Genomic DNA, 25,929 nt, shown 5'->3' with positions numbered 1-25,929 from the left:
ATTGGTTAGTATGCCGAGGAACCTCTAAAACCTCTAAAAGCAGTTAACACAATAATCTTTATATCCATAATAACAGACCAGTTTTTAATATACTCCAAGTCGAACTCTACTCTTTTTTCCATTTTCTCAAGGGTGTCTGTTTCACCGCGCCAGCCATTGATCTGGGCCCATCCGGTAATGCCAGGTTTAACTAGGTGTCGCTGCATATAGCCATTTATCTTGTCACGGTATAGCTCGTTATGTGCGACTGCATGGGGTCGGGGCCCAACAATACTCATGGAGCCTTGCAGGACATTAATAAATTGTGGAAGTTCGTCTAACGATGTTCTACGAATAAATGAACCAACTTTTGTAATCCGAGCGTCATTCTTAGTAGCCTGCTTGACAACATCACCATTATCACATGTAGTCATACTACGGAACTTCCAGACCTCTATTTGCTCACCGTTAATCCCATAGCGGCGCTGCTTAAAGATAATAGGACCTGCAGAGGTGAATTTTACTGCTGCAGCAATGATTAGCATCGGCACTGCTATCAAGCATAATATAATTGAGCTAAGCACCACATCCTCAATGCGCTTTACGGCAGAATCAAAAGAATCAAAGGGCGTATCGTAAACACTTACAACTGGCAGGCCGCCAATTTCACGACTCCGAGCATTTAGCATCTTGAAAGTGAAGACATCAGGTACGATATGCACACAACACGAACTGTTGGACAACGCTTCAACCAGTTCTTTTATAGTGTCCTCTTCTCGCATAGGAAGTGCTATGTAGATGTCGTCAAATGCCCCCGACCTTGCTTCTTTTTTAAGTAACTCGATGTCACCAACAACCTGCAACTTGCTTGCTTCTTTGCCTTCACCAGTTAATGGATGGCTACCCACACTCACACGGTTGTCGTAAAAGCCACTAATATCCATCCCCATCCATGCGCTGCTTATGATGTTTTTAGCCAAGGTAATACCCGGTTCTTTGGCACCTACAATCGCCACTCGGCGAGTATTTACTCCCGCCCGGCGAAATTCACGCAACACCATTCTAGCGCTAACCCGGTACAAACTGATGGTTAGTGGCACAGCTAGCGCCCAAGCAATCATTACGCCACCACCGTAGTCATTTTCAAGATCAAAAAGAAAAACTACCGTCAGCAGGGATCCTATAACCAGCATCCAAGTGCTGGTTACCGTTCTCACCTCGGTAAATAGCGACTGCCCCCGCCAAGACAGATACAGCCCATTTTTATTGGCAAGGATGTGATAGAGGATTGAGCTGAGAAATGCCGCCATTTGGTAGCTAACACTCCATTGCTGCCCGCCTATGCCCACAAACAGGGCAAGTAGGCCCCATGTGAGCATAACGTCTGTGAGCTGATGAAGTGCCACCAGCATGGAATGATGTTGGCGTATAAAGCCCCCCTGCGGCACTGCCGATGAGTGAGCAGATTTGGTATTCACAGCTATTCCCTCGCTAATGCGGTTAAACAAGTCTTTGCATCGTTATAAGGCAGGCGGCCCAAAGACCCGCAGTATCCTCCTGAGGGGGGCTCGTCCACACCCCCCATACACGGTGACCTGCTTCGACCTAAGCCAGAGCAGGCAAACTCGAGGGCCGCTATTTTGCTCCACAACGGTGCGGAAACCAAGCCAGCATTGCTATCGAGTGACATTGTGACAAGTTGAGCCGCGCAAGTGCGACACAGCACAACCAGTCAAGTGCAGTTTTTGCGCCAACAACGTGCGCCACCTGTGAAGCAATGCACATTTTGCGCCAGCCAAGTGCACGACGAGGCCGCTCCGGGTCGTTCTTCAATCAGATAACTCACATGCTCTCTACTCTAAGGCGCGGAGCCTACATGGCAATTACTACGACGGCGTTAAAGTATAGGCGAGTTTTTAGGGCGTCTACTTAAACAAAGAAGATGACAGCGCTAAGAACAAGATTCTTCCCATTGGTTTTTTGCAGGGCGCGCCACTTTTTATAGCATTGCCCCACGCAAACGACCCGGGAATATCTTTGCTTAGCGTCCCGGTTTGAGTAGCAATATCGGATCTCGGCTCGGAGGGCAGGGTAACAGGGAGAGCGCGGTGATGGTGACACCTATTTGCTTTATTCACGTTTGAAGGTGCGCCAGAGCCTGACATCGGGATATCTAATTCTGACCAAAGGACCGAGACTGCATAGAACAAGGAAGGCCTGGGTGTGACGGACAACGCACCCAATGTCGTGACATTGTCACAGTTACTTGGCATGATCCTTGTCCTGCCAATTTGTGGGCGCGTATCATCTACAGCCGCACCACTATCAACCCGACAGCGCGCCGCGCATCACAAAAATGGACACCTGAGCAATGAGACACGGCCAAGGGCGGCTTATCCGCTGGTTTCGCTTCGGCACATCACTACTGGCGGCAGCACTGCTGCACCAGCAGGCATTTGCCAAGCCCTGGATCGGCCCGGATGAGTTGGTACTTCGCCACCATATTGAACTGCTTTCGGCCAGCGGTGTGCTCACGACCCCAACAACCCAGTGGCCATTAATGTGGGGGGCGATCCTTCCCGATTTGCGCCGCGCCCAGGCACAACAGTTGAGCGACTCGGAACGCCAGGCTGTCGACGCGCTTCTGGCCCGTTTCGAGGAAGAGCGCCAGCCGCTCTCGGCGAAAGTAGAAATGGCAAGCAGTAAGCAGGAACGCCGCTTTCTTACCGGGTTTGGCAATCACAACAACGCGCCGGAATATGCGGCGGTGTCCAGCGAGTTTGTCAGCTCGGGCTGGGCCGGGCAGCTCCGCATTAGTTATGACTTTCCCGACGCCCCAAGAGAGCATCGCCGACTGGATGGCAGCTATCTGGCAAAAGCGTTTGGTAATTGGGGCGTGAGTGTTGGAGCAATCGATCGCTGGTGGGGCGCAGGCTGGCAAAGCAGCCTGTTGCTGTCTAATAATGCTCGCCCTGTTCCCGGCATCGCCTTGCAACGCAACCGTGCCCATGAATTTGAGAGTGCCTGGCTGAACTGGCTAGGCCCATGGCAGCTACAAGCCTTCGCCGGACAAATGGAAGGCGACCGCGCCGTGCCGGAAACCAAGCTACTGGGAATGCGTGTTGCTGTGAAACCGACACAGTGGCTGGAAATTGCTGCAAGCCGTACCGCTCAGTGGGGCGGAGAGGGTCGTCCGGAATCTTTTTCGAATTTTAAGGACTTAATGCTCGGTAATGATAACCGGGGCGACGGTGGCCTCACTCAGGAAAACGAGCCGGGTAACCAGTTGGCAGGCTTCGATGTCAAAATGCTATGGGCCACTCCCTGGGGTAATCAGGGCGTGTACATTCAGCACATTGGTGAAGACGAGAGTGGCGCACAGCCGTCTCGCCTGACCCATGTCGTCGGCCTGAATGGTCTGCTTGCTGTCCAAAAGCACCGCATCCACTGGTTTCTGGAGCGTACTCAAACAACCGCAGGCGCCCTGATTGGAGATGAGCGTCCTAATTACGTATACGAGCATGCTATTTATAAAAGCGGCTATCGCTACAAAGGGCGCGCGTTGGGTGCCAGCATCGACAACGACAGCGAGCTGGATACCTTGGGCATTGATTGGATAGTGCCGAATCAGGGCATGATTTCACTGCGGTATTCGGATGTGGCACTGAACATTGATGGCAGTGGCCGCGCCCCCGCCGGGCGGAGTGCCGGAGAAGGAAACAGCCTCGAATTGAGTTACGAGCAACGCTTTGGCACGCTTCGCGCCAAAGTGGGCTACTTAAATATTGATGACGGACTTCAACTTTATAATTACGACCATGGCATAGAAACTGCCTTCATCGAAGCCAGTTACCGCTGGTAAGCGTACAGGGATTAGCGGACAGCTCGTCGTTGCAACAACTAAACTAATGGGTGAACTATGGATGTAAGGAAGCTGGCAGCCTGTGTACTGGTGGCCGCCACAGCAGGCTGTACTGTCGTGCCAGGCAGCAATATGAACCGCATGAACTCCGTGTGGTTTGATGACACTCCCGAAGAGTACACCCCAGCAGAGACTGATATTCAGTATATTCCGATAAATGCTACGGTACTGGCGCACCTCAATCAGCAAGCTCAGAAACAACCATTGAGCAATGCCGAGCTAGAAGCCGCCATATCCAGTTATCACTATAAAATAGGTTTAGGCGATATTCTAACCATTACTGTCTGGGAGCATCCAGAATTGACCATCCCTTCTGGCTCATTCAGGGGCGCAGAAGAGAGCGGGAATGAAGTTAAAGCTGACGGCTCTGTATTCTATCCATATGCCGGCACATTATATGTTTTAGGTCTTACTACATCTGAGGTAAAGGATTTAGTTACTGAAAGGCTTTCTTCAGTGATAAAACGACCTCAAGTAGACGTGCGAGTTGCGTCATTTAAAAGCCAACGAGTATATGTAAGCGGTGCCGTAAAGCAGCCAGGCATTGCTCCTGTAACCAATGTGCCTCTAACCCTCGTCGATGCGATAGATCAACGCGGGGGGCTCGATGAAGATGCAGCCTGGGGTGACGTAAGGCTAACTAGAAATGGGCATACCCGAAACATATCCTTACGCTCACTTTACGAGCAAGGTGCCTGGAGTGAAAACATACTTCTACAACATGGGGATCAAATCCATGTCCCGCGCAATGATGCTGATAAAATTTTTGTATTAGGCGAGGTTAATCGCCCCCAAGGTCTACCAATGTCTCGAACGGGGACCACTTTGGCAGAAGCTCTGGCAAGCGCGAATGGAATTAATGAATCCAAGGCCGATGGGCGCGGAATCTACGTTTTACGCAATACCGGCATAAGTCGTGACGAGAATAACAACCCTATTTATACAGCCACTATCTACCATTTAAATGCTGCTTCAGCGGTCGGCTTTATGTTAGCCGACAAGTTCGCTCTGACACCTAGGGATATTGTATATGTCTCTCCGGCGCCGATTACACGCTGGAACCGCTTCCTTAGCCAGCTGCTACCAAGTATTGTTGCAACAGATCGGATCGGTGACATACAAAACAACAATTAAACTTTTTTATTTAGACAAAGTTATAGGGAGCACAGAACTCGTGCTCCAATTTGCATTCCTTGGAAGTTATTATGAGCAACCAAAACATCAACACCTCTCAACAAAAAAGTACGCAAATTGAAGGCGAAATCGACTTACTTGCACTATTTGGTTCGCTATGGGATGCAAAGGTACTGATTGTAAGCATTACTTTTTTGTTTGCTTGTCTGGGTGTTAGCTATGCCATGCTATCAACACCGATCTACCGGGCCGATGCAATGGTCCAAGTGGAAAAAAAGAGCTCCAGCCTGCCTGGTATAAGTGAAATAGGTGAGATGCTTGGAGGGGAGTCGGCATCTGGAACTGAAATAGAACTGATAAAAAGCCGAAAAGTTCTTGGGGGCGCCGTAGATAAACTGCACCTCGATATTTCAGTCGAGCCGAACTACCTCCCGGTGTTTGGTAAAGCCATTGCACGGAAGTTTAAGGGCACAGAAGGTGAGCTCGCCCCCCCGCTATTTGGCCTAAACAGCTACTCTTGGGGCGGAGAAAGGATATCTGTCAGCGAATTCACCCCACCCCGCTCCGAGTTTGGTAAAGCACATACTTTAGTAAGCGACGGGGAAAAAGGGTTTTCATTATATAACCCAAATAATGAGCTGATCTTGTACGGAAAAGTGGGTGAACAGGCGTCCTCCAAGGGCTACAACTTATTTGTCAGCAAACTTATAGCGCACTCAGGAGCTACCTTTAATATAGCCCGGAAGAGCAGACTAAGCGCCATTATCAAACTCCAGAGAGATCTCGACGCTTCAGAGCGAGGCAAAGATTCCGGAATTATCGCCCTTTCATTGGAGGATGACACTCCGAGTCATGCAGAAAACGTACTAAATGTTATTGCTCAAAACTATCTCCGCCAAAATGTTGAGCGTCAGTCTGCTGAAGCCTCGAAAAGCTTAGAGTTTTTACGTGAACAACTGCCTGGCATAAAAAAAGATTTAGAAAATGCCGAACGAAAATTCAATGAATATCAGGTTAAAGTTGGTTCGGTAAATATTACATCAGAAGCCAATGCGCTTCTTGAGCAGGTTGTTGGCCTGGAAACAAAAATAGCGGAACTACAGCTAAAACAAGCGGAGCTAGATAGAAAGTACACTAACGATCACCCGACATATCTCGCTTGGCGAGAGCAAATGACCGAGCTGTCGAAGCGGAAAGAAGAATTGAATGAGCGGACCAAGAATCTCCCGGAAACACAGCAAGAATTACTGGGATTAAAGAGGGACTTGGAGGTTGGCACACAGATATATACACAGATGCTGAACAGTATTCAGGAGCTTGACATCCTTCGAGCAGGCACTGTAGGCAATGTTCGCATCGTGGATGAGGCTGCCGTAAACGTTGAGGAACCTGTTAAGCCTAAAAAAGCGTTAATAGCCGTTATCGCGACGCTTCTCGGAGGATTTCTATCAGTCGCACTAGTCTTAGTCCGAGCGGCGTTAAACCGAGGAGTAACCAACCCTGATGATATAGAAGCCATTGGCTTGCCAGTTTACACTAGCGTGCCACTCTCAGATGAGCAGCGGAAATTGGATGGTGTAGGGCGCCGGCGTGCATCTATCAGGAAAAAGCAAAAAAATCAGCACCCCCACGATTTGCTGGCTCAGAAAAACCCCACCGATATTGCGATCGAAAGCCTGCGCAATCTGCGCACCAGCTTGCACTTTGCCATGCTGGAAGCTGACAACAATATCATGATGATTTCAGGCCCCAGCCCCAACGTGGGTAAGTCGTTTATCTCGGGGAATCTTGCTGCGGTAGTGGCCCAAGCCGGACAGAAAGTGCTCCTGATAGACATGGACCTTCGCAAAGGCTACTTGCATAAAATGTTCGGCGAAGAGCCCGAGGGCGGCGTCAGCGATGTGCTTGCCAAGCGTGTGAGTGTTGCGGATGCTATCCGACCGACTCGGGTTGGCGAGCTTTCGTTTATGTCTCGAGGAACCATTCCACCAAACCCGTCGGAATTGCTGATGAGCAAAGGGCTGACGGAATTGCTGGAAGAAGTGAAAGACCAATTCGACCTGGTTATCGTCGACACACCACCCATTATGGCGGTGACCGATGCCGCGATTGTGGGCCGTCAGTGTGGCGTGACAATGTTGGTGGCTCGCTTCGGCCTGAACCCGGTTAAAGAACTGGAAGTGACCAAACAGCGCTTTGAGCAAAACGGTATTCCAGTGAAAGGTGTCGTGCTGAACGCGATCGAGCGCCGGGCATCCGGTTACGGCTATGGCTACGGTTACGGCTATGGCTACTACCACTACGAGTATAAATCGGACGGTAGCAAGTAAGCCTCTGCCTTCCCGCCCCGGCCTTCGAGCCGGGGCACCACTCCACAACCACAATCCCCCTACTCGCTAGTAAGCTGAGCAGTGTAGAATTCCTCTTTTTAAACCTGAGGTTCACGTGCCAGAGTTACCCGAGGTCGAAACGGTTTGCCGTGGCATACGCCCACACCTGGAAGGCAAGCGCTTTACACAGGTTACGGTTCGCCAGCCAAGTCTGCGCTGGCCTGTCCCTGCGGACCTTCCCACGCTGCTCAAGGGGCAGCAGGTCAAATCCATTACTCGCCGGGCAAAGTATGTGCTAGCAGAGCTGGATGAAGGGCATTTGCTCGTGCATTTGGGCATGTCCGGCCGATTGTATTTTGTTCCATGTAATACTCCTGTGGGTAAGCACGATCATGTCGACTTTCTCCTGGATAGTGGCCAGGTGCTTCGCTATACCGATCCGCGCCGTTTTGGTGCAGTTCTTTTTCTGGAAGGCGACACCACATCTCATTCGCTACTCAGCCACCTTGGTCCCGAGCCGCTCTCATCCGACTTCAACGCGGATTATTTGGTCGCCCGAGCAAAAGGGCGCAGTATGCCGGTCAAGAGCCTGCTGATGGACGGCAGGATCGTCGTTGGTGTCGGCAATATCTATGCGAATGAAGCGCTGTTTATGGCGGGAATTCGACCTGATCGCATGGCGGGAAAAATTAGTCCAGTGCGCTACGAGAGACTGGTAACCTGTGTAAAACAGGTGCTCCAGAAGGCCATTGCCGAAGGCGGAACCACTCTGAAAGATTTTGTGGGCGGAGATGGCAAACCGGGCTACTTCAAACAGGAGTTGCAGGTATATGGTCGTGCCGGCGAGCCGTGTTTAAAATGTCAGTCGACGTTACGTGAGATTAGGCAGGCCCAGAGAAGCACGGTGTTTTGCGGCCGCTGCCAGCGTTGATCGCGGGGACTTCCTCGCTGCCATGTCGGGCTTGCTTGATCCCCGGATCCAAGACCACAGAGCTCTGACGCAGCCCATCGACAAACTCAGGGACAGCGGTACTGACCCCCGACTCGGAGACCAAGTGACGATCACTGGCTCAGGACCAACGACCCCGCCCGACTAAAAGCCGCGCACAACACCCTCGCGCCGGGGGTCAGCGCCACCAGTCAAACCCTGATCAGTAATTTGGATAACGTGGAGGCCGCTGGTCTGATCTCGCAGCACAATGTTGTGGCCTCTGCCTTCCATTCTCATCACGGTGGCGGTATCGGCCCGCCCCTGCTCCATTTCAACCCCATGTCCCATGGCAATGATGTGCCCCTCTGCGATGGCCTGCGCCACCGGCTCATTCAGTGCAAGAATGCGGTAAAGACTGGCGGCGACGTAATCAATAATCCTGGCCCCGCCAGGGCTGCCGATGGCGAGCTTGGCCTGCCCTTTTTCCATCACCAGCGTGGGCGCCATAGACGAACGCGGCCGCTTGCCCGCTTCCACGCGATTAGCTATACGCTTGCCGCTGCTATCGCGTGGCGCAAAGGAAAAGTCCGTAAGCTGATTGTTCAACAGGAATCCACCCGCCATGACTCGCGAGCCAAACGCAGTTTCGATACTCGTTGTCATGCTGACCACATTGCCTTGAGGATCGACAATACTGAAGTGGCTGGTAGACGGCAGCTCCGGTGACGCCGCCGAGATTCGCGGCTCGGCCTCGGGAGGCAGCCCGGGTTTAGCATTGGAGATAACGGTCGAATTAGTGATTTGTGCCGCGCGCTTGTTGAGATAGCGCCGGTCAACCATCCCCGCCACCGGCACACTTACAAACGCCGGGTCACCAACGTAAGCATTTCTGTCGGCGAACGCCAGCTTGGACGCCTCAATAAACCCGTGTTGCCAGTCCGCCCGTCTTCCATTCTGTTCTTCGTAGGCCTCCAACATACCGAGTATCGCCAATACCGTCGTGCCGCCCGACGAAGGTGGCGGCGCGCCACAAATGTCATACTCCCTGAAACCTGCGCACACCGCAGCCCGTTTAACAGGGCTGTAGGCAGCCATATCCTCCATTGTCATCATGCCTTTGCGGTTTGGATCTTGCTGAACCGCATTGACGATATCCTTCGCCAATTCACCGCGATAGAAATCCCTCGCCCCAAACTCCGCCAGGCGACGCAGCGTCTTCGCATATGCCCGATTTTTCAGAAGACTGCCCTGAGGTTTAGGCGTCCAGCCGTCCTCTGTCTTTACAAAGAAGTAATCGCTGATCTGTGGATTGACGGCCACCTTGGGCATACGCTCCAGCAGGATGTGCAACCGCTCAGAGATAATAAAGCCTTGCTCTGCAAGCCGGATAGCCGGATCAAAAAGCTTGTTCCAGGGCAGCGCCCCATGCGCCTTGTGTGCAGCCTCCAGCATTGCAACAACGCCGGGTACACCAACAGACTTCCCCCCGATAACGGCATCGAAGAAGTTCATCGGCTTGCCGTCAGGAGTCAGAAAATACGCTTCCGTGGCAGCAGCAGGCGCTGTTTCCCGTCCATCCCACGACTGTAGCTCGCCACGAGCCTTGTCCCAATGCAACATAAAGGCGCCGCCACCAATCCCGGAGGACTGCGGTTCAACTAAACCCAGCACCAACTGTGCTGCGATGGCGGCGTCCACGGCCGAGCCCCCCTGCTTCATAATGTTTACCGCCGCGTCGCTGGCATAGGGGTTTGCCGTCACGGCCATAGCATTGGGAAACGTCGCCGACTTTATTTCAGAAAAACCGCTGGCCGCTTCAGGCACGATAACGGGGTCGCTGGCCCAAGCAAAAGACGAGCTAATCAATAACAGTGCGAAAAACAGGCGTTGGCGCATGAGTCGGCTCCGCAGGAAGAATCAGGAGCACAGACTGCCATGCCCCGCGGTAGTAGGCAAAGTGACCGAGGAGAAAGAAGCTTATTCATTGTTTTTCGGACCCACAGCGCTGCTCTCACGTCTTCGCGCAGGCTCAGACCGAATTGATTCTGAGCCGCCACAACGCTTGGAAACTCCGATAGATGGCTTCAGCCTTTGGCAATTAACTGCTGGTACTTTTCCAGCAGTTGCTCTTCGGTTTCCATGTGCTTGGGATCGAGGGGAATGCAGTCTACCGGGCAGACTTGCTGACATTGGGGTTCGTCGAAATGCCCCACACACTCGGTGCAGCGGTCGGGGTCGATCTCGTAAATGACTTCGCCCATGTAGATGGCGTCGTTTGGGCACTCAGGCTCACAAACATCGCAGTTAATGCACTCGTCGGTGATTAACAGGGCCATTGAGTTTACTTGCCACCAAAGCGCGTATTAAGCGCAAGCATGACGTTATCGGGCACAAAGCGCGACACGTCACCGCCCATCGCGGCGATTTCACGCAACAACGACGACGACACATAGGAAAGCGATTCACCCGGGGTAAGGAAGATGGTTTCCAGTCCCGGTGCCAGCGCGCGGTTCATATTGGCAAGCTGCAGCTCATATTCGTAGTCGGCAACGGTGCGCACGCCGCGCAGAATACTGTGGCAGTTTTGCTCCTGAGCCAGCTCCACAGTCAGGCCGGTAAAGCTGCACACTTCGATATTGGGGAGGTGAGCCAGAGCTTCTGCACACAGATCCATACGCTGCTGAAGATCGAACAGTGGCTGCTTTTTCTCGCTGTGGGCTACCGCCAGTACCACCGTATCGAAGAGCTTGCTGGCACGCTCTACCAGATCAATATGGCCGCGGGTAATAGGGTCAAATGTACCGGGGTAGACAATGCGCTTCATGGGTCACCGTTCCTTCACTGGGCGGCTGATGGTATCGAATTCACTGGCAGCGAACAACCGACAGGGGATGCCCTGCCTCCCATCTGCCCCGAGTCCAGATCCGCTTTCGGAACCCCTCAGCCGCGGTAGCGCTCGCTGGCTTCCGTCTCACGGCTTTCCGCTTCCCAGGGGTCGGGCAGCAGTCGCACTTCCTTAAACAGATGATGAGCCGGGGTGTATTCAGTCAAGGCATCGGCAGCAAGCAAAATCGCCGCAGCCGTCCAGGTGGGACGCTCGTCAGGCCACAGCAGGTCTTCAACAAATTGATAGCCGGTCCAATACTCGCCATTGCTTTCCCGCCACTGATGTAACCAGCTATACACCGTTACGGCGCGGGCGTGATCGCCAGCGGCCAGCAGTGCCATGGTCAACTCGCAGGATTCCGCCACTGTCACCCAGGGCTCGTCAGACACGCAGCGGCAACCCATGCCGGCTTCCACAAACTCGCCCCAGCGTTTTTGTAGATGAGCACTGGCTTTGGCGGTGGGAATAACCCCGGTAAGCACGGGATAAAACCAATCCATGGAGTAGCGGGCTTTGCTCTCCCATGTACGATCGAAGCGCTCGGGCTTGTGGCGCATCGCCTCACCCAGCTTGTGACGCGCCTTGCACCAGTCTTTTCGCGGCTCGCCCAGTGTGACCGAAATATTCCAGGCGCACTCGAGGCTTTTATAGATAGAGGCACAGCCGGTGACCAAGGCATCCACCATCGGTTTGCCATCGGCATCCACTGCCCAGTTAATCTCGCCGTGAGCGCTCTGTTGGCCTACGACAAACTCCATGGCGCGCTGCACACAGGGCCACATGCTTTTCAGGAAAGCGCGATTGCCACTGATCAGGTAGTGGTGCCAAACACCGGTGGCGATATACGCCACGAAGTTAGTCTCGCGACGCTCGCGGTTATCGACTTCGCCCGCGCGATACGCTGCCCACCAGCTCCCATCGGGCAACTGGCTGTCGCGCAACCAGTAGTAGGCGCGCTCTGCGGCGGGATACTCGCCGCCAATACTGAGCCCCATGGCGGACTCAACATGATCCCAGGGATCGGCATGACCACCATCAAACCAGGGAATACTGCCGTCAGCCTGCTGTTCTCTCAGCAGAAATTCGACGGTAGGCCGAAAAAAGTCTTCGGGATACAGTCCCTTGCTGAGAAACAGTCCACTCATGCCGCCTGCCCTTTCTGAAAGTACATCACTACGGATTTACCCATTACCGGGTTGAGCCCCCGCTCGATGGTGCGGGTCAGCAGCGGCCGGTCGAGCAGATCCCAGACCAGCAGCTTGTGATAACTCTTCACCAGCGGATTGTTGTCCTGCCCCCAGAAGGCGCATTTCAACCACCAGTAGGGGGAATGCAAAGCATGTGCCCAATGACGACGATAAAAGCGAAAACCAAGCCCCTGAATCTGTTTTCTCAGTTCAGAGGCCTTGAAGATGCGCAGGTGACCTCCTTCGACCTCGTGGTAGGCATCGCTGAGTGCCCAGCAGATTTTCTCCGGCCAGGCACGGGGGACACTGGCGCAGAACAGGCCACCAGGCTTGAGAATTCGCTCGATTTCCACCAGTACCGCTTGATAATCGGGAATGTGCTCCAGTACTTCAGAACAAATGATCTTGTCGAAACTGTTATCCGCAAAGGGCAGTTGCAGGGCGTTGGCATTGGCCAGACCGAAGGCTCGGTGGCTGTCATCCCCGTCCACGAAATCGGCAGCACGCTCTTTGGCCGTCTGCAAATCCTTCAGGCAGAGGTCGACACCGACAGAGGTAATCTCTCCCTCCACATAGGCAGCGATAACATGGCGACCTTCGCCACAGCCGAGATCGAGCAGGCGATCGCCCGGCTTGAGTTGGAAATGTTTGAAATCAACCGTTTTCACTGCGTAATACCTGCTCGTAATAATCCAGCATCTGACCGGCAGCACGCTGCCAGCAGAAAATATCTTCCATGCGCTGGCGTCCCGCCAGCTCGTAGCGACGGCGCAAATCGGCATCGGCCAGCAAGGTATCAATCGCTTTTGCCATCGATGCACTGTCGCGCACCGGCACCTGAAGCGCTGCGTCGCCGGTAACCTCGGGCAATGCGCCACCATCGGTCGACACCAGCGCGGTGCCACAAGCCATGGCCTCGCCTGCGGGCAGGCCGAAGCCTTCATACACCGAGGGCACCACCGCCACTTCCGCTTCGTTGTAAAAATGTACCAGCTGCTCGGTACTGATACCTGACACGGTCACAATGTGTTCGCGCAGCTTGAGCCGCGAAATAAGCTGATCGACCTCACTGCCCTCGCGGATATTGCCCACCATCAGCAATTGCAGATCCGGGTAGCGCGGCAAGATTTCCGCCATCGCTTCCAGTAAATAACGCATACCCTTCAGGGGTTGATCAGCAGACACTGTGGCCATCAGGCGTTGGGCAACCTTGGGCACATTGCCCAGCGGACGAAACTCATCGGTATCAATACCGCAGTGCACCAACTGAATCGCAGCAGGCTGCATCCCGAACGCAGCGGCGATATCTTCCCGGCTGCGTTCAGACACGGTCACCACATGGTGAAGCTGCGGGGCTACTTGGCGCTGCATCGCTATAAAACTGTGCCAACGGCGAATCAGTACGCGCTCACGCCAGTTCTTGGCCGCTTTAAGGGCAATATCGAGATCACTGGTGATGGGATGATGGATCGTGGTAATCAGCGGAAAGCCGAGCTTCTGCAGCGTCAACATGCCAAAGCTCAGGCTTTGGTTGTCATGAATGATGTCGTAGTGACGACCGTGGCGCTTGAGGTATTTCACCACACGGCGGCCGAAACAATAGGGCTCCGCAAACCCCCCGGTCAGTTTGCTGGTCCATTCAATCACATTGGTCATCGACCGCAGGTGATGGGGGCGAATTGAGCCCAGTCCGGTCTCGAATAGATTCATACCCGGCATTTTTATCAGCTTGACCCGCGGGTCGAGGTGCGGATAGGGCTGGCCTGAAATGACATCGACCTGATGCCCCGCCTCCACCAGCGCCTTGCTGAGATACTTCAGATAAATGCCCTGACCACCGCCAAAGGGCGCACTGCGGTACCCCAAAAGGCAGATGTGCAAGCGGCGATGAGGCCGTGCTTCATCGATAGGAATAACTTGGGCGGTACCGGTTGCCGCGGCATCCCGGGCCAGTACTGTCGGATCTGATGACATAGCCGTTATCGCTGTTTGTTAGGATTGTATCTGGCTTGCCCGGCGCCGATTCCGCAGCACCCCCGGCACCCCGGCCAGTGAAGACGTGGGCCATGGCGCCACCGCCGATTTGCGGGACATGTATTGCCACATTAAGTGATGGGATTCTAACCATCGCTTGTGGATAAATCCACCGAACCGCCCCCCTTGGGGGGATTAAGACTTTGTCATGTTACACTGCAAAATGCAGACATCTTGGGTGGATATTCCGGTAATGCGCAACTTTTCTCGCTACTCTTTACGCTTTGTCGTTGTGGCTTGGCTCGCTCTGCTGGCGGCCTGCAGTGGCGGGCCCGACCGCAAACCTCCCGCTCAGGGAGCCTTTACGCCGCTGGAACGGGGCGGTGGTCTGCGACTGTTTGAATACACATTGCGTGTTGCGCTGCCCCCTGCCCGCGCTATTCACCGCACCCCTGATGGCAACAGCGCTCCCCAGCCACGTAAGCAGGATGATCGGGCTCTGCTCAAACAGGCGCATCGATTGCTGAACGACGATCCTCGACTGAACGACTACTGCCCCAATGGCTACATGACATTGGACGAGTATGCGCTGCTGGGCGAGTTAATGATCCGCGGAGAGTGCCGCTATGAACCGAGACAGGAAGCGAGCAAGTAAGCCGGAGCCAGCATCCAGAGCCACCGCACACTGAAGAACGCGTCATACCTGCTTGAAGTATCGGGGAATTGGACCCCGACTCGGGGGCCGGGGTGACAGGAACACGGGGCTCAATTGCCCCGCTGGTATCTTAGGCGACGGGCGTCAGCCACTCTGGGAATTGCTCCCGGCGACCTTTTACCTGATCGAAGTAGCGGCTTTGCAGTTCGGTGGTGATGGGACCACGCACGCCACTGCCGATTTTGCGGCCATCCAGTTCGCGGATCGGCAGAACCTCTGCGGCGGTGCCAGTGAAGAAGGCCTCGTCCGCGACATAGACTTCATCACGGGTAATACGCTTCTCGTGCAGCTCCAGTCCCAGCTCCTGACAGAAGGCGAAAATGGTATTGCGGGTGATGCCATCGAGACAACTGGTCAGCTCGGGGGTGAACAGCTTGCCATCGCGAACGATAAAGATGTTCTCGCCACTGCCTTCAGCCACGTAGCCTTCGTTGTCCAGCAGCAGGGCTTCTTCGCAGCCACTGTCCAGGGCTTCACGCAGTGCCAGCATCGAGTTGATGTAGTGGCCGTTAGCCTTGGCCTTACACATGGAGATATTGACGTGGTGGCGGGTATACGAGCTGCAACGCACCTTGATGCCTTTATCTCGGGCTTCCGGGCTCATGTAACTCGGCCAATCCCAGGCGGCCACAATCACGTGAGTGCGCAGATTGTCGGCGCGCAGCCCCATGCCCTCGGAGCCGAGGAAGACCATCGGGCGCAGGTAGGCTTCGTCGAGATTATTGTCCCGTACGACCTGACGCTGGGCTTCGTTGATCACATCTTTGTCGAAGGGCATCGCCATATTCATGATATGGGCAGAACGGAACAAGCGATCAGTGTGCTCGTTCAGGCGGAAAATACAGGTGCCGCGATCAGCGGTTTTGTAAGCACGCACGCCTTCAAAGACGCCCATGCCATAGTGCAGTGTGTGGGTAAGAACGTGGACGCGAGCATCGCGCCAGGGAACCATTTCGCCGTCAAACCAGATTAGACCATCGCGGTCGGCCATGGACATTGTCATCTACTCCTGAAAATTGCTGTTATGCGCTTTGCTCACCGAAGATCTGCGTCCAGATCCGGCGCACAGCCGCGCGCTCCTCTACGAGGACCTCACCACTGAGTTGTCCCTTCTGCTCCTGCAGACTGGCCCGGTGCGACTGGCTGCGAAAAGCGATATAAGCCTCGATCAAGGCTCTGGCATCAGCCTCGGAAATCAGGCCTTCTTGTTGAAGGGATTCCAGGATCCGAATATTGTCGGTATAGGTGTGCAGTGGCGGGTGCTGATGCGACCAAGCTAAGACGGCATATTGCACCATAAATTCGATATCAACGATACCTCCCAGCCCCTGTTTGACATCAAATTCGCGGTTTTTTTCACCACCGCCAGGCAGCAGATGTTTACGCATTTTATCGCGCATGTTCAGTACATCTTCGCGCAGCGCATCGGGGTCACGCTCACGCCCCAACACCTCGGCCCGCAGCGCGTCGAAATTGGCAGCCAGCACGGCATCACCCGCCACAACTCTCGCCCTGACCAGTGCCTGGTGCTCCCAAGTCCAGGCTTGGGCATTCTGGTACTCGGCAAACGCGGTGAAGCTGCTGACCAATAGACCGGAATTACCGGATGGTCGCAGACGCATATCCACTTCGTACAATGACCCGAGACGAGTCAGCGCCGTCAGGATATGGATGATGCGCTGGCCGAGGCGAGTAAAGAAAATATTGCCGTCCAAGGGCCGCTCACCGTCGGTGACCGCCCCGCCGGGCACGTCGTGCAGAAAGACCAGATCGAGGTCGGACCCATAGCCCAGTTCAATGCCCCCCATCTTGCCATAACCCAGAATGACAAAGTGGTGGCGCGGATCATCCACTGCCGGACTGCCGTGTTTTTCCACCATATTCTGCCAGGCGATATCCAGCACCGCCTCCAATACGACTTCGGCAATATAGGTGAGGTAGTCACTGACTTTCATCAGCGGCAAGGTACCGCCAATTTCCGAGGCGGCAACCTTCAATACATGGGCCAGACGGAAGTAGCGCAGTGCATCCATCTGGCTTTCCAGATCATCCTGTGCAATGCGCAACAGGCGCTGACGCAATTCACTGCGCAGCCCCTCCTTATCCGGCACATTGAACAAGTTGTGGCCGTCCAACAGCTCGTCCAGCAACGCCGGGTGCGAAGCTAGCTGCCGCGACACCCAGGGACTGGCATCACAGAGGGTCACAAGGCGCTGCAGGGCTGCGGGATTCTCCATCAAAAGCACAAGATAAGCCGTGCGCCGCAGCACTGACTCAATCAGCGGGATCAAGCGGATAACCGCGCGCCCGCCGTCTTCGGCGTCCTGTGCCTGCTCGAGCAGACGCGGCAGGAAGTCATCCAGCCGTTCTCTCGCGGTGCCCTCCATGCGTTTAACCGCGCTGCTTTCCAGCAGGGCAACCAGGCGCCTGGCCAACTCCTCGGCATCACTGAACCCGGCGTTCTGCAACTCTTCCCTCAACGCGTCCTGCTCGGGCTGATCCAGCAGAGTCTCCCAGTGCGCCAGCGCCGAGTGATCGGTATTCGCCTCGTCCTCGGGGGCGGCAATCACATTGGCAAAGTGCTCGCTGACCCGCTCGCGATGCTGCTTCAGCACCGAGTGAAAATCGGCCCAACTGTCAAAGCCCATACTGTGCGCCAATCCCGCCTGCGGAAATGCGGAGTCAGGCAGTTGCTGCGTCTGTTCGTCTCGCCAGGCCTGAATGGCGTGCTCGGTGTTGCGCAGAAACACATAGGCCTCTTGCAGCTCCTGCACCACCGGCGCCGGCAGCAATTCCATGTCGCGCAGCTCATTGAGAATGACCTGAAGCGGCCGCTGTTGCAGCGCGTCTTCCTGGCCGCCGCGAATCAACTGAAAGCACTGGGCGATGAATTCGATTTCGCGAATGCCGCCCGCACCCAGTTTGATGTTGTCGTTCAGATTGCGACGCGCCACTTCCCGCTGAATCATCGCTTTCATATCGCGCAATGAATCGATGGCGGAAAAGTCGAGGTAGCGACGGTAGACAAAGGGTCGCAGGGTTTTCATCAGCACCTCGCCCGAGGCCAGATCACCGGCGATGCAGCGCGCCTTGATCAGCGCGTAGCGCTCCCAGTCGCGCCCCTGATCCTGGTAGTACTCTTCCAGCGCATCAAAGCTGACGACCAGCGGCCCACTCTGACCGTAAGGCCGCAGACGCATGTCCACCCGAAATACAAAACCGTCCGCGGTGCGGGCATCCAAGGCCTTAATCAAGCGCTGACCCAGCCGGATAAAAAACTGCTGATTGTCGACGCTGCGCGGACCACCCACGGTCTCGCCCGCTTCGGGATAGCTGAACACCAGATCAATATCTGACGACAGGTTCAGCTCGCCAGCCCCCAGCTTGCCCATGGCAATAACCAGCAACTGCTGCGGCACACCATCGTGGGAATGGGGCTCCCCCCACTCCTCGCAGAGTTCGCGATGCAGAAACGCCAGCGCCTCCTGAACACAGGCGTCGGCCAGCGCCGACAGTTCTGCCACCGTCTGTTGCATGGAGGCGAGTCGACTGAGGTCGCGCCAGACAATACGCAACCAGTGACGATGACGGAAGCGGCGCAGACAGGCGGCCAGCTGATCGCGATTTTCACAGGCAGCACAGTCGGCGGCCAAGGCGGCGCGGAATTGTCCGGCGCTCAGTTCTGCATCGAGTTCACCGTTCTGCTGCAAGGCGGGTAACAGGCTGGGATAACGCTGACAGTAATCGAGAAAAATCGGGCTGCCCGCCAGCACGGTGAGCAGATGTGCGCGCGCCGATGACTGGGCGAAGTCGCGGTACCACAGCGCCTGCTCCTCGTCACAGCGCTCCAGCAGTGTCTGCCAGCGCAGATCCAGCCCCTCAGCCAGCAGCGGGGGCAGTTCCTCGTGTTGAATATTCAGTTCGCTTGCGCTCATGGGATTCCTGAATTCGATTGGCATTATTGGCTATGCACCGGCGGCGCAACGCGCAGAATTTCCGCAATGGTGGTCTCGCCCGCCGCGACTTTCCGCGCGCCGCTGAGACGCAGGGTGCGCATGCCTTTTTTCATGGCCAGCAGACGCATTTCATCCAGTGCGACGTCATCCTGTATCGCCGCCTGCAAATCCCCCTCAACGGTGAGGATTTCGTAGATGCCCTGACGCCCGTAAAAGCCAGTGTTGCGGCACTCAAGACAACCGGGAGCGTGATAATACTGCGCTGGCGGTGACAGTTTCCATGGCGCGGTCAGCGCCGCCCACTCGGTGCCACTGGGATCCAGCTCATCGCTGGACTGGGGGGTTTTGCAGTGCGGGCACAGGGTACGCACCAGCCGCTGGGCCATCACGCCTAGCACCGTGGCACGGATCAAATACGCGGGCACCCCCAGCTCCAAAAGACGGGTAACCGCCGACGGGGCATCGTTGGTGTGAAGCGTGGAAATCACCAGATGGCCCGTCAGCGCGGCCTGAATCGCCATTTCAGCGGTTTCCAGATCGCGAATTTCGCCGATCATGATGATGTCCGGATCCTGTCGCAGCAGCGCGCGCACGCCGCTGGCAAAGTCCAGATTAATGTTGTGCTGCACCTGCATCTGGTTGAAGGCGTCTTCCACCATCTCAATGGGATCTTCGATGGTGCAGACATTCACTTCAGGACTGGCGATCTGGCGCAAGCTGGAATACAGCGTGGTGGTTTTCCCCGAACCAGTGGGGCCTGTGACCAGCACGATCCCGTGGGGCGCCCGAATCATCGACTGCCAGCGTTGCAGGTCTTCTCCGCGCAGGCCCAGCTCATCGAAGCTTCGCAGCAGAACCTCGGGATCGAAAATCCGCATCACCAGCTTTTCGCCAAAGGCGGTAGGCAGGGTGGACAGACGCAACTCAATTTCCTGCCCGCTGGGATTCTTGGTTTTCAGCCGGCCGTCCTGCGGGCGCCGCTTTTCTGCCACATCCATGCGCCCCAGAATTTTCAGCCGACTGACCACCGCCGTAAGCACCGGCGGCGGCAGCTGGTAAACCGTGCACAGCACGCCGTCGATGCGAAAGCGCACATTGCCCTGTTTGCGGCGGGGCTCAATGTGAATATCGCTGGCCCGCTGATCGTAGGCGTATTGCAGCAGCCAATCGACGATATTGACGATGTGGCTGTCGTTGGCATCCAGATCTTTGAGCTTGCTGATTTCCAGCAGCTGCTCCAGGTTTGTTCCCGCCCCACTGCGGGTATCACCACTGGCGCCCCGCACCGATTTCGCCAGGCTGTAAAATTCGATGGTGTAGCGATCAATCGCCTCGGCATCGGCAATCACGCGGCGAATTGGCCGGTTGAGCACCTGCTGCAGGTCTTCCACCCAGCCATCGACAAAGGGCTCGGCGCAGGCAATCACCACCTCCTCCCGACTCGCCGACAGCGCCAGAATGCGGTGACGCTGGGCAAAGGCGAAGGACATGACTTCTGTGACCGACGGCACATCTACTTTCAATGGATCGATGCGCGCCGTCTGCAAATCGCAGTAAGCACTCAACCACCCCAGCAGGGTGTCTATACTCAGGGTTGCCCCCGGTCGCCGGGCATTGGCCAGTTGCTGACTGGCGAGGAAGTTGAGGGGGTGCTGCGGGCGGTCACCCTTGCGAGGCGGGTTGACGGCGGTGCGCCGGGCAAGCTCCGGCGCCAGAAGGCCGTCGTCGACTAACTGCCGGAGTACATTGGCGACATCCAAGGGACCGTGGCGGCTGAGCTGGCTGGGCATGCTGACTCCGAATTGTCATATTTATACCGCATCATTATGACAAGCCCCGGTGCCGCTATACCAGCGCGACATGCCATACCGCACAAAACTGGTGAGGGCGGCGATGCGTCCGTATAATCGCCGCATTTTAAACTCAAGCGCATGCAAGGAGCCCTGACGTGCCCCTCAACAAGCTGAATAACCTGTTTGGCAAGTCTCCCTTCGAGCCGATTCAGGATCATATCCAAAAAGCGGAACTCTGTGCGGCAGCACTCAAACCCTTTATCAGCGCCGTCATCGCCAAAGACTGGGAGGCAGCGGCGACAGCCCAGCAGGAAATCGTCAAGCTGGAAAACGAAGCCGATCAACTGAAAAAGCATATCCGCCTCAACCTGCCCAGCAACCTCTTCCTCCCCGTTCCGCGCTCCGACCTTCTCGACCTGCTCAGCATGCAGGACCGCATCGCCAACTGTGCCAAAGATATCGCCGGTTTGATGCTGGGCCGAAAAATGGAAATCCCTGATTCACTGGTCGACAACATGCGCACCTATGTCGACTTGGCGATCTCCACGTCCTCACAAGCAAAAAAGGCCATTGAGGAACTGGACGAACTGCTGGAAACCGGCTTCCGCGGCCACGAAGTGAAAGTCGTTGAAAAGATGATTGAGGAGCTGGACACGCTGGAATATGAAGCTGACCAGCTGCAGGTCACCATCCGCGCGGAGCTGTTTACCATTGAGCGCGATCTGCCGCCGGTAGACGTGATGTTTCTGTACAAAGTCATCGAACTGATCGGCGAATTGTCAGATAAATCGCAAAAAGTAGGTTCACGCCTGCAAGTCATCATTGCCCGCTAAGCAGGGATAACCCGCATAATTTAAGGATTACACATGTCGATTATTGCTGAACACGGGCAGCTCCTGCTGTTACTTGCCTGTCTTTTCGGTTTCTTCATGGCATGGGGGGTCGGCGCCAACGACGTCGCCAACGCCATGGGGACATCGGTAGGTGCCAAGGCACTGACCATCAAACAGGCGATTCTCATCGCCATGCTCTTCGAATTCTGTGGCGCCTATCTGGCGGGCGGCGAAGTTACCGACACCATTCGCAAAGGCATCATCAACCCCGACTACCTGTCGGACCACCCCGACCTGCTGGTCTACGGGATGTTGTCAGCCCTGCTGGCCGCGGGCACCTGGCTGTTCGTTGCCAGCCTGATGGGCTGGCCGGTCTCCACGACGCACTCCATCGTGGGCGCCCTGGTCGGCTTTGCCGCCGTAGGCATCGATATGGACGCTGTAGCTTGGCCTAAAGTCGGACAGATCGTCGCCAGTTGGGTGGTCTCGCCGGTACTGGCGGGCACGATTTCCTTTGGTCTGTTTATCAGCGCACAGAGTTTAATCCTCCGTGCAGAAAAACCCTTTGAAGCCGCCAAGCGCTACATCCCGTTCTATTTATTCCTCGTCGGTTTCATGATTTCCATGGTCACCATGGTCAAGGGACTGAAGCATGTCGGCCTGGGACTGAGCTTTGGACAAAGCCTGTTCTATGCGTTGCTGGCAGGTATCGTGATCACGGCGATCGGCCAATTCTTCCTCAATCGTATCAAGGATGTTCCCGACCCGACCGGTCAGTCCCGTTTTGCCAGTGTTGAGCGCGTATTTGCGGTATTGATGGTCTTCACTGCCTGCGCCATGGCCTTTGCCCACGGCTCCAACGATGTTGCCAATGCCATCGGCCCGGTAGCTGCGGTCGTCGCCGTGGTGCAATCTGGTGGCGAGATCGCCGCCAAAGCCGCGCTCCCCTGGTGGGTACTGCTGCTGGGCGCGGGCGGTATCGTCTTCGGTCTGGCCACTTACGGCTTTAAAGTCATCGCCACCGTCGGCACCAAAATCACCGAGCTGACCCCCAGCCGTGGTTTTGCTGCCGAACTGGGCGCGGCATCAACCGTCGTCGTCGCCTCGGCCACCGGTCTGCCGATCTCCACCACCCACACGCTGGTCGGTGCGGTACTGGGTGTAGGTCTGGCGCGAGGCATTGCGGCACTGAACCTCAGCGTTATCCGCAATATTTTCATGTCGTGGATCGTTACGCTGCCTGCAGGCGCGGGGCTGGCTATTGTCTTCTTCTACATTTTCAAAGCCACACTGGGCTGATTATAGATGGGCGTCGCCGAGCGGCGCCCATTTGCTCTACCCCTACTTCCCGTCTGTTTTCTCCCCACGTTCACGCCTACAATAGGGCCTCCTCCTGTTGTGAGCGGCGAGCATGAAGCAGCACCCCAAACTTGTTGAGATGATGCGTGAGCTCATCGCCATTCCCTCTGTCAGCGCCACCAGCCCACGCTGGGACATGGGTAACCGACGAGTGGTTGAGCAGCTCGGCAACTGGCTGGAAGCACTGGGCTTCAGCGTGCGCATCACCCCGCTGGCCAACCCCGACAAAGCCAATTTAATCGCGACCTACGGACGCGGTGATGGCGGGCTGGTCTTGGCCGGACACACCGATACCGTGCCCTTTGACGACAGCCGCTGGCAGTCCGACCCCTTTGCTCTGACTGAGCGAGACCAGCGTTTTTACGGTCTGGGGACTGCCGACATGAAAGGTTTTTTCGCGCTGGTCATTGAGGCCGTCAGCAACTTGCTCGACCAGCCGTTCAACGCTCCGCTGATTATTCTTGCCACCGCCGACGAAGAGAGCAGCATGGACGGAGCGAGGGCGCTGGTGCAGGCTGACGTGCTCGGTGCCCGCTACGCCATTGTCGGCGAACCCACCGGCCTGCAACCGGTGCGAGCCCACAAGGGCATCATTATGGAAGCCATTACCATTACCGGGCGCAGCGGCCACAGCTCAAACCCGGCACTGGGCAACAGTGCACTGGAAGCGATGCATGAGGTGATCGGCGAACTGATGGGGCTGCGCGGCGAGCTGCAAGCCCGCTATCACCACCCCGGCTTCGACATTCCCAGCCCCACGCTCAACCTCGGTTGCATCCACGGGGGTGATAACCCAAACCGCATCTGCGGCCAGTGTGAATTGCACTTCGACATTCGCGCCGTGCCGGGCATGGAAACCGATGCAGTGCGCCAACAAATAGAGCAACGCCTGCAGCCCATCGCCGAACGCCGCCGCATCAATATCGGCCTGCGCTCACTGATTGGCGGTGTTGAGGCGTACGAGCAAGCTGAAGATTCTGAGCTGGTGAAGGTCTCCGAACAGCTTAGCGGCAAACGCTCGCGCACCGTTAACTTCGCTACCGAGGCGCCCTTCTTCCAAAAGCTGGGGATGCAAACACTGGTGATGGGTCCCGGATCGATTGATCAGGCCCACCAACCGGATGAGTTTATGGCCCTGGACCAGATAGAGCCGGGCGTGGAACTGCTGCGCAAACTGATCCAGCGCCTCTGCCTTGATGCAAAATAGCCGCTGACTACTCCTGTGCAAGCGGCGCAAACCCGGCACGGGTCAGGCCCTGCAAATCCTGCGGCGAGAGAGCAATTTCCAAGCCCCGTCGTCCAGCACTGACATACATGACAGACAGGCGCTCTGCACTGCTGTCAATAAATGTGCGGAGCGCCCGCTTCTGGCCCAGCGGGCTGACACCGCCCAGCACATAGCCGCTGCTGCGCGAAACCGCTGGTGCATCCGCCATCGCCGCTTTCTTCGCCCCCGCGGCTTTGGCCAGTGCCTTGAGGTTAAGCATCGACGAGACCGGCACGACAGCCACCACCAGCTCGCCGCCCTGCAATTCCGCCACCAGCGTTTTGAAGACCTCATCGGGATTCAGCCCCAGTTTCTCTACCGCCTCCATGCCATAGGCACTACTGCCCGGGTCGTGATCATAGTCGTGAAGCGTAAAGGCGATCTTGGCGCGTTTGGCCATGTCTACAGCGGGGGTCATACTCAGTTCCGTCTTCAGTGATGCCTGGGCAGGCATTTTATCAAGTTCGCGGAGAACAGTGAGGCCGTATCGCGCTCACGGCTTTTGCCAGCGCGCCTCCCCTGCGATAATCCCCGCTTACCATCTTTCTGGAGTTCCCATGTCTCAGCTTCCCGTTGCTCTGGTCACCGGCGGCAGTCAGCGCATTGGCGCCGAGATCAGTCGGCAGCTGCATGCCCAGTCGTATCAGGTGATTGTGCATTGCCGACGTCATAACGACGCCGCGCAGTCTCTGTGCGATGAGCTCAATGCCCGGCGGGCAAACTCTGCAGCGGTATTGTATGCCGACCTCGAGGAACGCGGCGCCGCCGAAACGCTGGCCGCCGCAGCACTCGACACCTGGGGACGTATCGACGCACTGATCAACAATGCCTCCGGCTTCTATCCCACTCCACTGGGCACCGTGACTGACGCCGACTGGGACAGCCTGATGAACAGCAATGTCAAAGGCGCGTTCTTTCTGAGTCAGGCCCTCTATCCAGCACTGGCAGAGCAGCGTGGCGCAATTGTGAATCTGGTCGATATCTACGGGGAACGGCCACTGCCACAGCACCCGGTGTACAGCATGGCCAAAGCAGCACTGGCAATGATGACCCGCTCACTGGCCGTTGAAATGGCACCCGAGGTGAGGGTGAACGGGATTGCACCGGGGGCGATTCTGCCACCCGTGGCGAGCGATGCCTTTGGTGAAGAGGAAGCGAAGAATGTTCGCGAGCGCGTGCCCTTGCAGCGCTGGGGCGGCGCGGCGGAAATCGCCGCCACCGTCCGTTTCCTGCTGCGAGAAGACAGCTACGTGACCGGGCAGATCATTGCCGTGGACGGCGGCCGCAGTCTGATGCTGTAAGCTCAGCGATTGAGCACATCACCCCGTACACTCTCAGCAATACCCGCCACCTCGGCAATGTCCGAGTCGGCAGCGCCCAGCTCCTTCAGCGTTGCCGCCAGGTCTTCCACTACCGCATCGAAGTGCTCGTCTCCCAATGCCAGATGGGCGTGGGCATTGCGCATATCCTGGCCGCTGTAGTCATTGGGACCACCGAATACCATCGTCAGAAACGCTTTCTGCTTTCTGGCCTGCGCGACCATGTCGATATTCTCGAAATAGTCGCGGATGCGCTCGTCAGCCAGCACTTTGTCATAAAAGATATCGACCGCCTTATCAACCGCCGCTTCACCACCCAAACGCTCGTACAGTGTTGTCATCA

Annotated in this window: 21 protein-coding genes; 9 read left to right on the top strand and 12 right to left on the bottom strand. The window is 56.1% G+C overall.

What is annotated here, in order from left to right; all coding sequences use genetic code 11:
- Positions 1-5: 5 nt before the first annotated feature.
- Positions 6-1,457, bottom strand: a complete 1,452-nt coding sequence (locus G411_RS0110180; protein WP_051151269.1) for an undecaprenyl-phosphate glucose phosphotransferase — start codon at positions 1,455-1,457, stop codon at positions 6-8.
- 893 nt (positions 1,458-2,350) lie between these two features.
- Between G411_RS0110180 and G411_RS20050 the strand changes: the two genes are divergently transcribed.
- The 4 genes from G411_RS20050 to mutM all read left to right on the top strand — a co-directional run bounded on the left by G411_RS20050 (position 2,351) and on the right by mutM (position 8,296).
- Positions 2,351-3,841 carry a capsule assembly Wzi family protein gene (locus G411_RS20050; protein ID WP_022959097.1) on the top strand — a complete coding sequence of 497 codons (1,491 nt, stop codon included), beginning with the start codon at positions 2,351-2,353 and terminating at the stop codon, positions 3,839-3,841.
- A 57-nt stretch (positions 3,842-3,898) separates the two neighbouring features.
- The gene (locus tag G411_RS0110170) at positions 3,899-5,035 is read left to right on the top strand and encodes a polysaccharide export protein (RefSeq protein ID WP_037508473.1); all 1,137 of its coding nucleotides are present in this window, start codon (positions 3,899-3,901) and stop codon (positions 5,033-5,035) included.
- A gap of 71 nt (positions 5,036-5,106) precedes the next feature.
- A complete protein-coding gene (locus tag G411_RS0110165) occupies positions 5,107-7,365 on the top strand; it encodes a polysaccharide biosynthesis tyrosine autokinase (RefSeq protein ID WP_022959095.1) in 2,259 nt (752 codons plus the stop codon).
- A 115-nt stretch (positions 7,366-7,480) separates the two neighbouring features.
- Positions 7,481-8,296 carry a bifunctional DNA-formamidopyrimidine glycosylase/DNA-(apurinic or apyrimidinic site) lyase gene (gene mutM / locus G411_RS0110160; RefSeq protein WP_022959094.1) on the top strand — a complete coding sequence of 272 codons (816 nt, stop codon included), beginning with the start codon at positions 7,481-7,483 and terminating at the stop codon, positions 8,294-8,296.
- Between the two features lie 162 nt (positions 8,297-8,458).
- On the opposite strand, the gene ggt is transcribed toward mutM, so the two are convergent.
- The 6 genes from ggt to G411_RS0110130 form a co-directional block, all read right to left on the bottom strand.
- Positions 8,459-10,192: a gamma-glutamyltransferase gene (gene ggt / locus G411_RS0110155; RefSeq protein WP_022959093.1), complete on the bottom strand. Its 1,734-nt coding sequence runs from the start codon at positions 10,190-10,192 to the stop codon at positions 8,459-8,461.
- A gap of 188 nt (positions 10,193-10,380) precedes the next feature.
- Positions 10,381-10,632, bottom strand: coding sequence for a YfhL family 4Fe-4S dicluster ferredoxin (locus tag G411_RS0110150; RefSeq protein ID WP_022959092.1), 252 nt, complete (start codon positions 10,630-10,632; stop codon positions 10,381-10,383).
- A 5-nt stretch (positions 10,633-10,637) separates the two neighbouring features.
- Positions 10,638-11,120, bottom strand: coding sequence for a pantetheine-phosphate adenylyltransferase (gene coaD / locus G411_RS0110145; RefSeq protein WP_022959091.1), 483 nt, complete (start codon positions 11,118-11,120; stop codon positions 10,638-10,640).
- A gap of 116 nt (positions 11,121-11,236) precedes the next feature.
- The gene (locus tag G411_RS0110140) at positions 11,237-12,328 is read right to left on the bottom strand and encodes a prenyltransferase/squalene oxidase repeat-containing protein (RefSeq protein WP_022959090.1); all 1,092 of its coding nucleotides are present in this window, start codon (positions 12,326-12,328) and stop codon (positions 11,237-11,239) included.
- Complete coding sequence (locus G411_RS0110135; RefSeq protein ID WP_022959089.1) at positions 12,325-13,038, bottom strand: class I SAM-dependent methyltransferase; 714 nt, start codon at positions 13,036-13,038, stop codon at positions 12,325-12,327. Before G411_RS0110135 ends, G411_RS0110140 begins: the two co-directional genes overlap by 4 nt.
- Positions 13,025-14,344, bottom strand: coding sequence for a glycosyltransferase family 4 protein (locus tag G411_RS0110130; RefSeq protein ID WP_022959088.1), 1,320 nt, complete (start codon positions 14,342-14,344; stop codon positions 13,025-13,027). Before G411_RS0110130 ends, G411_RS0110135 begins: the two co-directional genes overlap by 14 nt.
- A 208-nt stretch (positions 14,345-14,552) precedes the next feature.
- On the opposite strand from G411_RS0110130, the gene G411_RS0110125 reads away from it, so the two are divergent.
- Positions 14,553-14,999: a hypothetical protein gene (locus G411_RS0110125; RefSeq protein ID WP_157581208.1), complete on the top strand. Its 447-nt coding sequence runs from the start codon at positions 14,553-14,555 to the stop codon at positions 14,997-14,999.
- A gap of 130 nt (positions 15,000-15,129) precedes the next feature.
- On the opposite strand, the gene G411_RS0110120 is transcribed toward G411_RS0110125, so the two are convergent.
- From G411_RS0110120 to tfpB, 3 genes are read right to left on the bottom strand one after another with little or no spacing between them, the layout of a single operon-like run.
- Positions 15,130-16,056 carry a branched-chain amino acid transaminase gene (locus tag G411_RS0110120; RefSeq protein ID WP_022959086.1) on the bottom strand — a complete coding sequence of 309 codons (927 nt, stop codon included), beginning with the start codon at positions 16,054-16,056 and terminating at the stop codon, positions 15,130-15,132.
- A gap of 25 nt (positions 16,057-16,081) precedes the next feature.
- Entirely contained in the window at positions 16,082-18,994 is a 2,913-nt protein-coding gene (gene glnE, locus G411_RS0110115) for a bifunctional [glutamate--ammonia ligase]-adenylyl-L-tyrosine phosphorylase/[glutamate--ammonia-ligase] adenylyltransferase (protein ID WP_022959085.1), read from the bottom strand.
- Between the two features lie 23 nt (positions 18,995-19,017).
- Positions 19,018-20,805: a type IV pilus assembly ATPase TfpB gene (gene tfpB, locus G411_RS0110110; protein WP_022959084.1), complete on the bottom strand. Its 1,788-nt coding sequence runs from the start codon at positions 20,803-20,805 to the stop codon at positions 19,018-19,020.
- Positions 20,806-20,963: 158 nt separating this feature from the next.
- Between tfpB and G411_RS0110105 the strand changes: the two genes are divergently transcribed.
- From G411_RS0110105 to argE, 3 genes are all read left to right on the top strand, one after another.
- Complete coding sequence (locus G411_RS0110105) at positions 20,964-21,641, top strand: TIGR00153 family protein (protein ID WP_022959083.1); 678 nt, start codon at positions 20,964-20,966, stop codon at positions 21,639-21,641.
- 33 nt (positions 21,642-21,674) lie between these two features.
- Complete coding sequence (locus tag G411_RS0110100; protein ID WP_022959082.1) at positions 21,675-22,940, top strand: inorganic phosphate transporter; 1,266 nt, start codon at positions 21,675-21,677, stop codon at positions 22,938-22,940.
- A gap of 112 nt (positions 22,941-23,052) precedes the next feature.
- Positions 23,053-24,207 (top strand): acetylornithine deacetylase, encoded by a 1,155-nt coding sequence (argE, locus tag G411_RS20045; protein ID WP_022959081.1) that lies wholly within the window; start codon positions 23,053-23,055, stop codon positions 24,205-24,207.
- 7 nt (positions 24,208-24,214) lie between these two features.
- Here argE and ybaK read toward each other — a convergent pair whose 3' ends face one another.
- Complete coding sequence (ybaK, locus tag G411_RS0110080; protein WP_022959080.1) at positions 24,215-24,685, bottom strand: Cys-tRNA(Pro) deacylase; 471 nt, start codon at positions 24,683-24,685, stop codon at positions 24,215-24,217.
- Between the two features lie 139 nt (positions 24,686-24,824).
- On the opposite strand from ybaK, the gene G411_RS0110075 reads away from it, so the two are divergent.
- Positions 24,825-25,568, top strand: coding sequence for a pteridine reductase (locus tag G411_RS0110075; protein ID WP_022959079.1), 744 nt, complete (start codon positions 24,825-24,827; stop codon positions 25,566-25,568).
- Between the two features lie 2 nt (positions 25,569-25,570).
- Here the strand turns inward: G411_RS0110075 and G411_RS0110070 are convergent, their stop codons facing one another.
- A complete protein-coding gene (locus G411_RS0110070; RefSeq protein WP_022959078.1) occupies positions 25,571-25,927 on the bottom strand; it encodes a group I truncated hemoglobin in 357 nt (118 codons plus the stop codon).
- Positions 25,928-25,929: the final 2 nt, after the last annotated feature.

This window comes from Spongiibacter tropicus DSM 19543, from assembly GCF_000420325.1.
GTDB classification, from domain to species: domain Bacteria; phylum Pseudomonadota; class Gammaproteobacteria; order Pseudomonadales; family Spongiibacteraceae; genus Spongiibacter; species Spongiibacter tropicus.
This window is presented reverse-complemented; position numbering and strand designations above follow the sequence as displayed.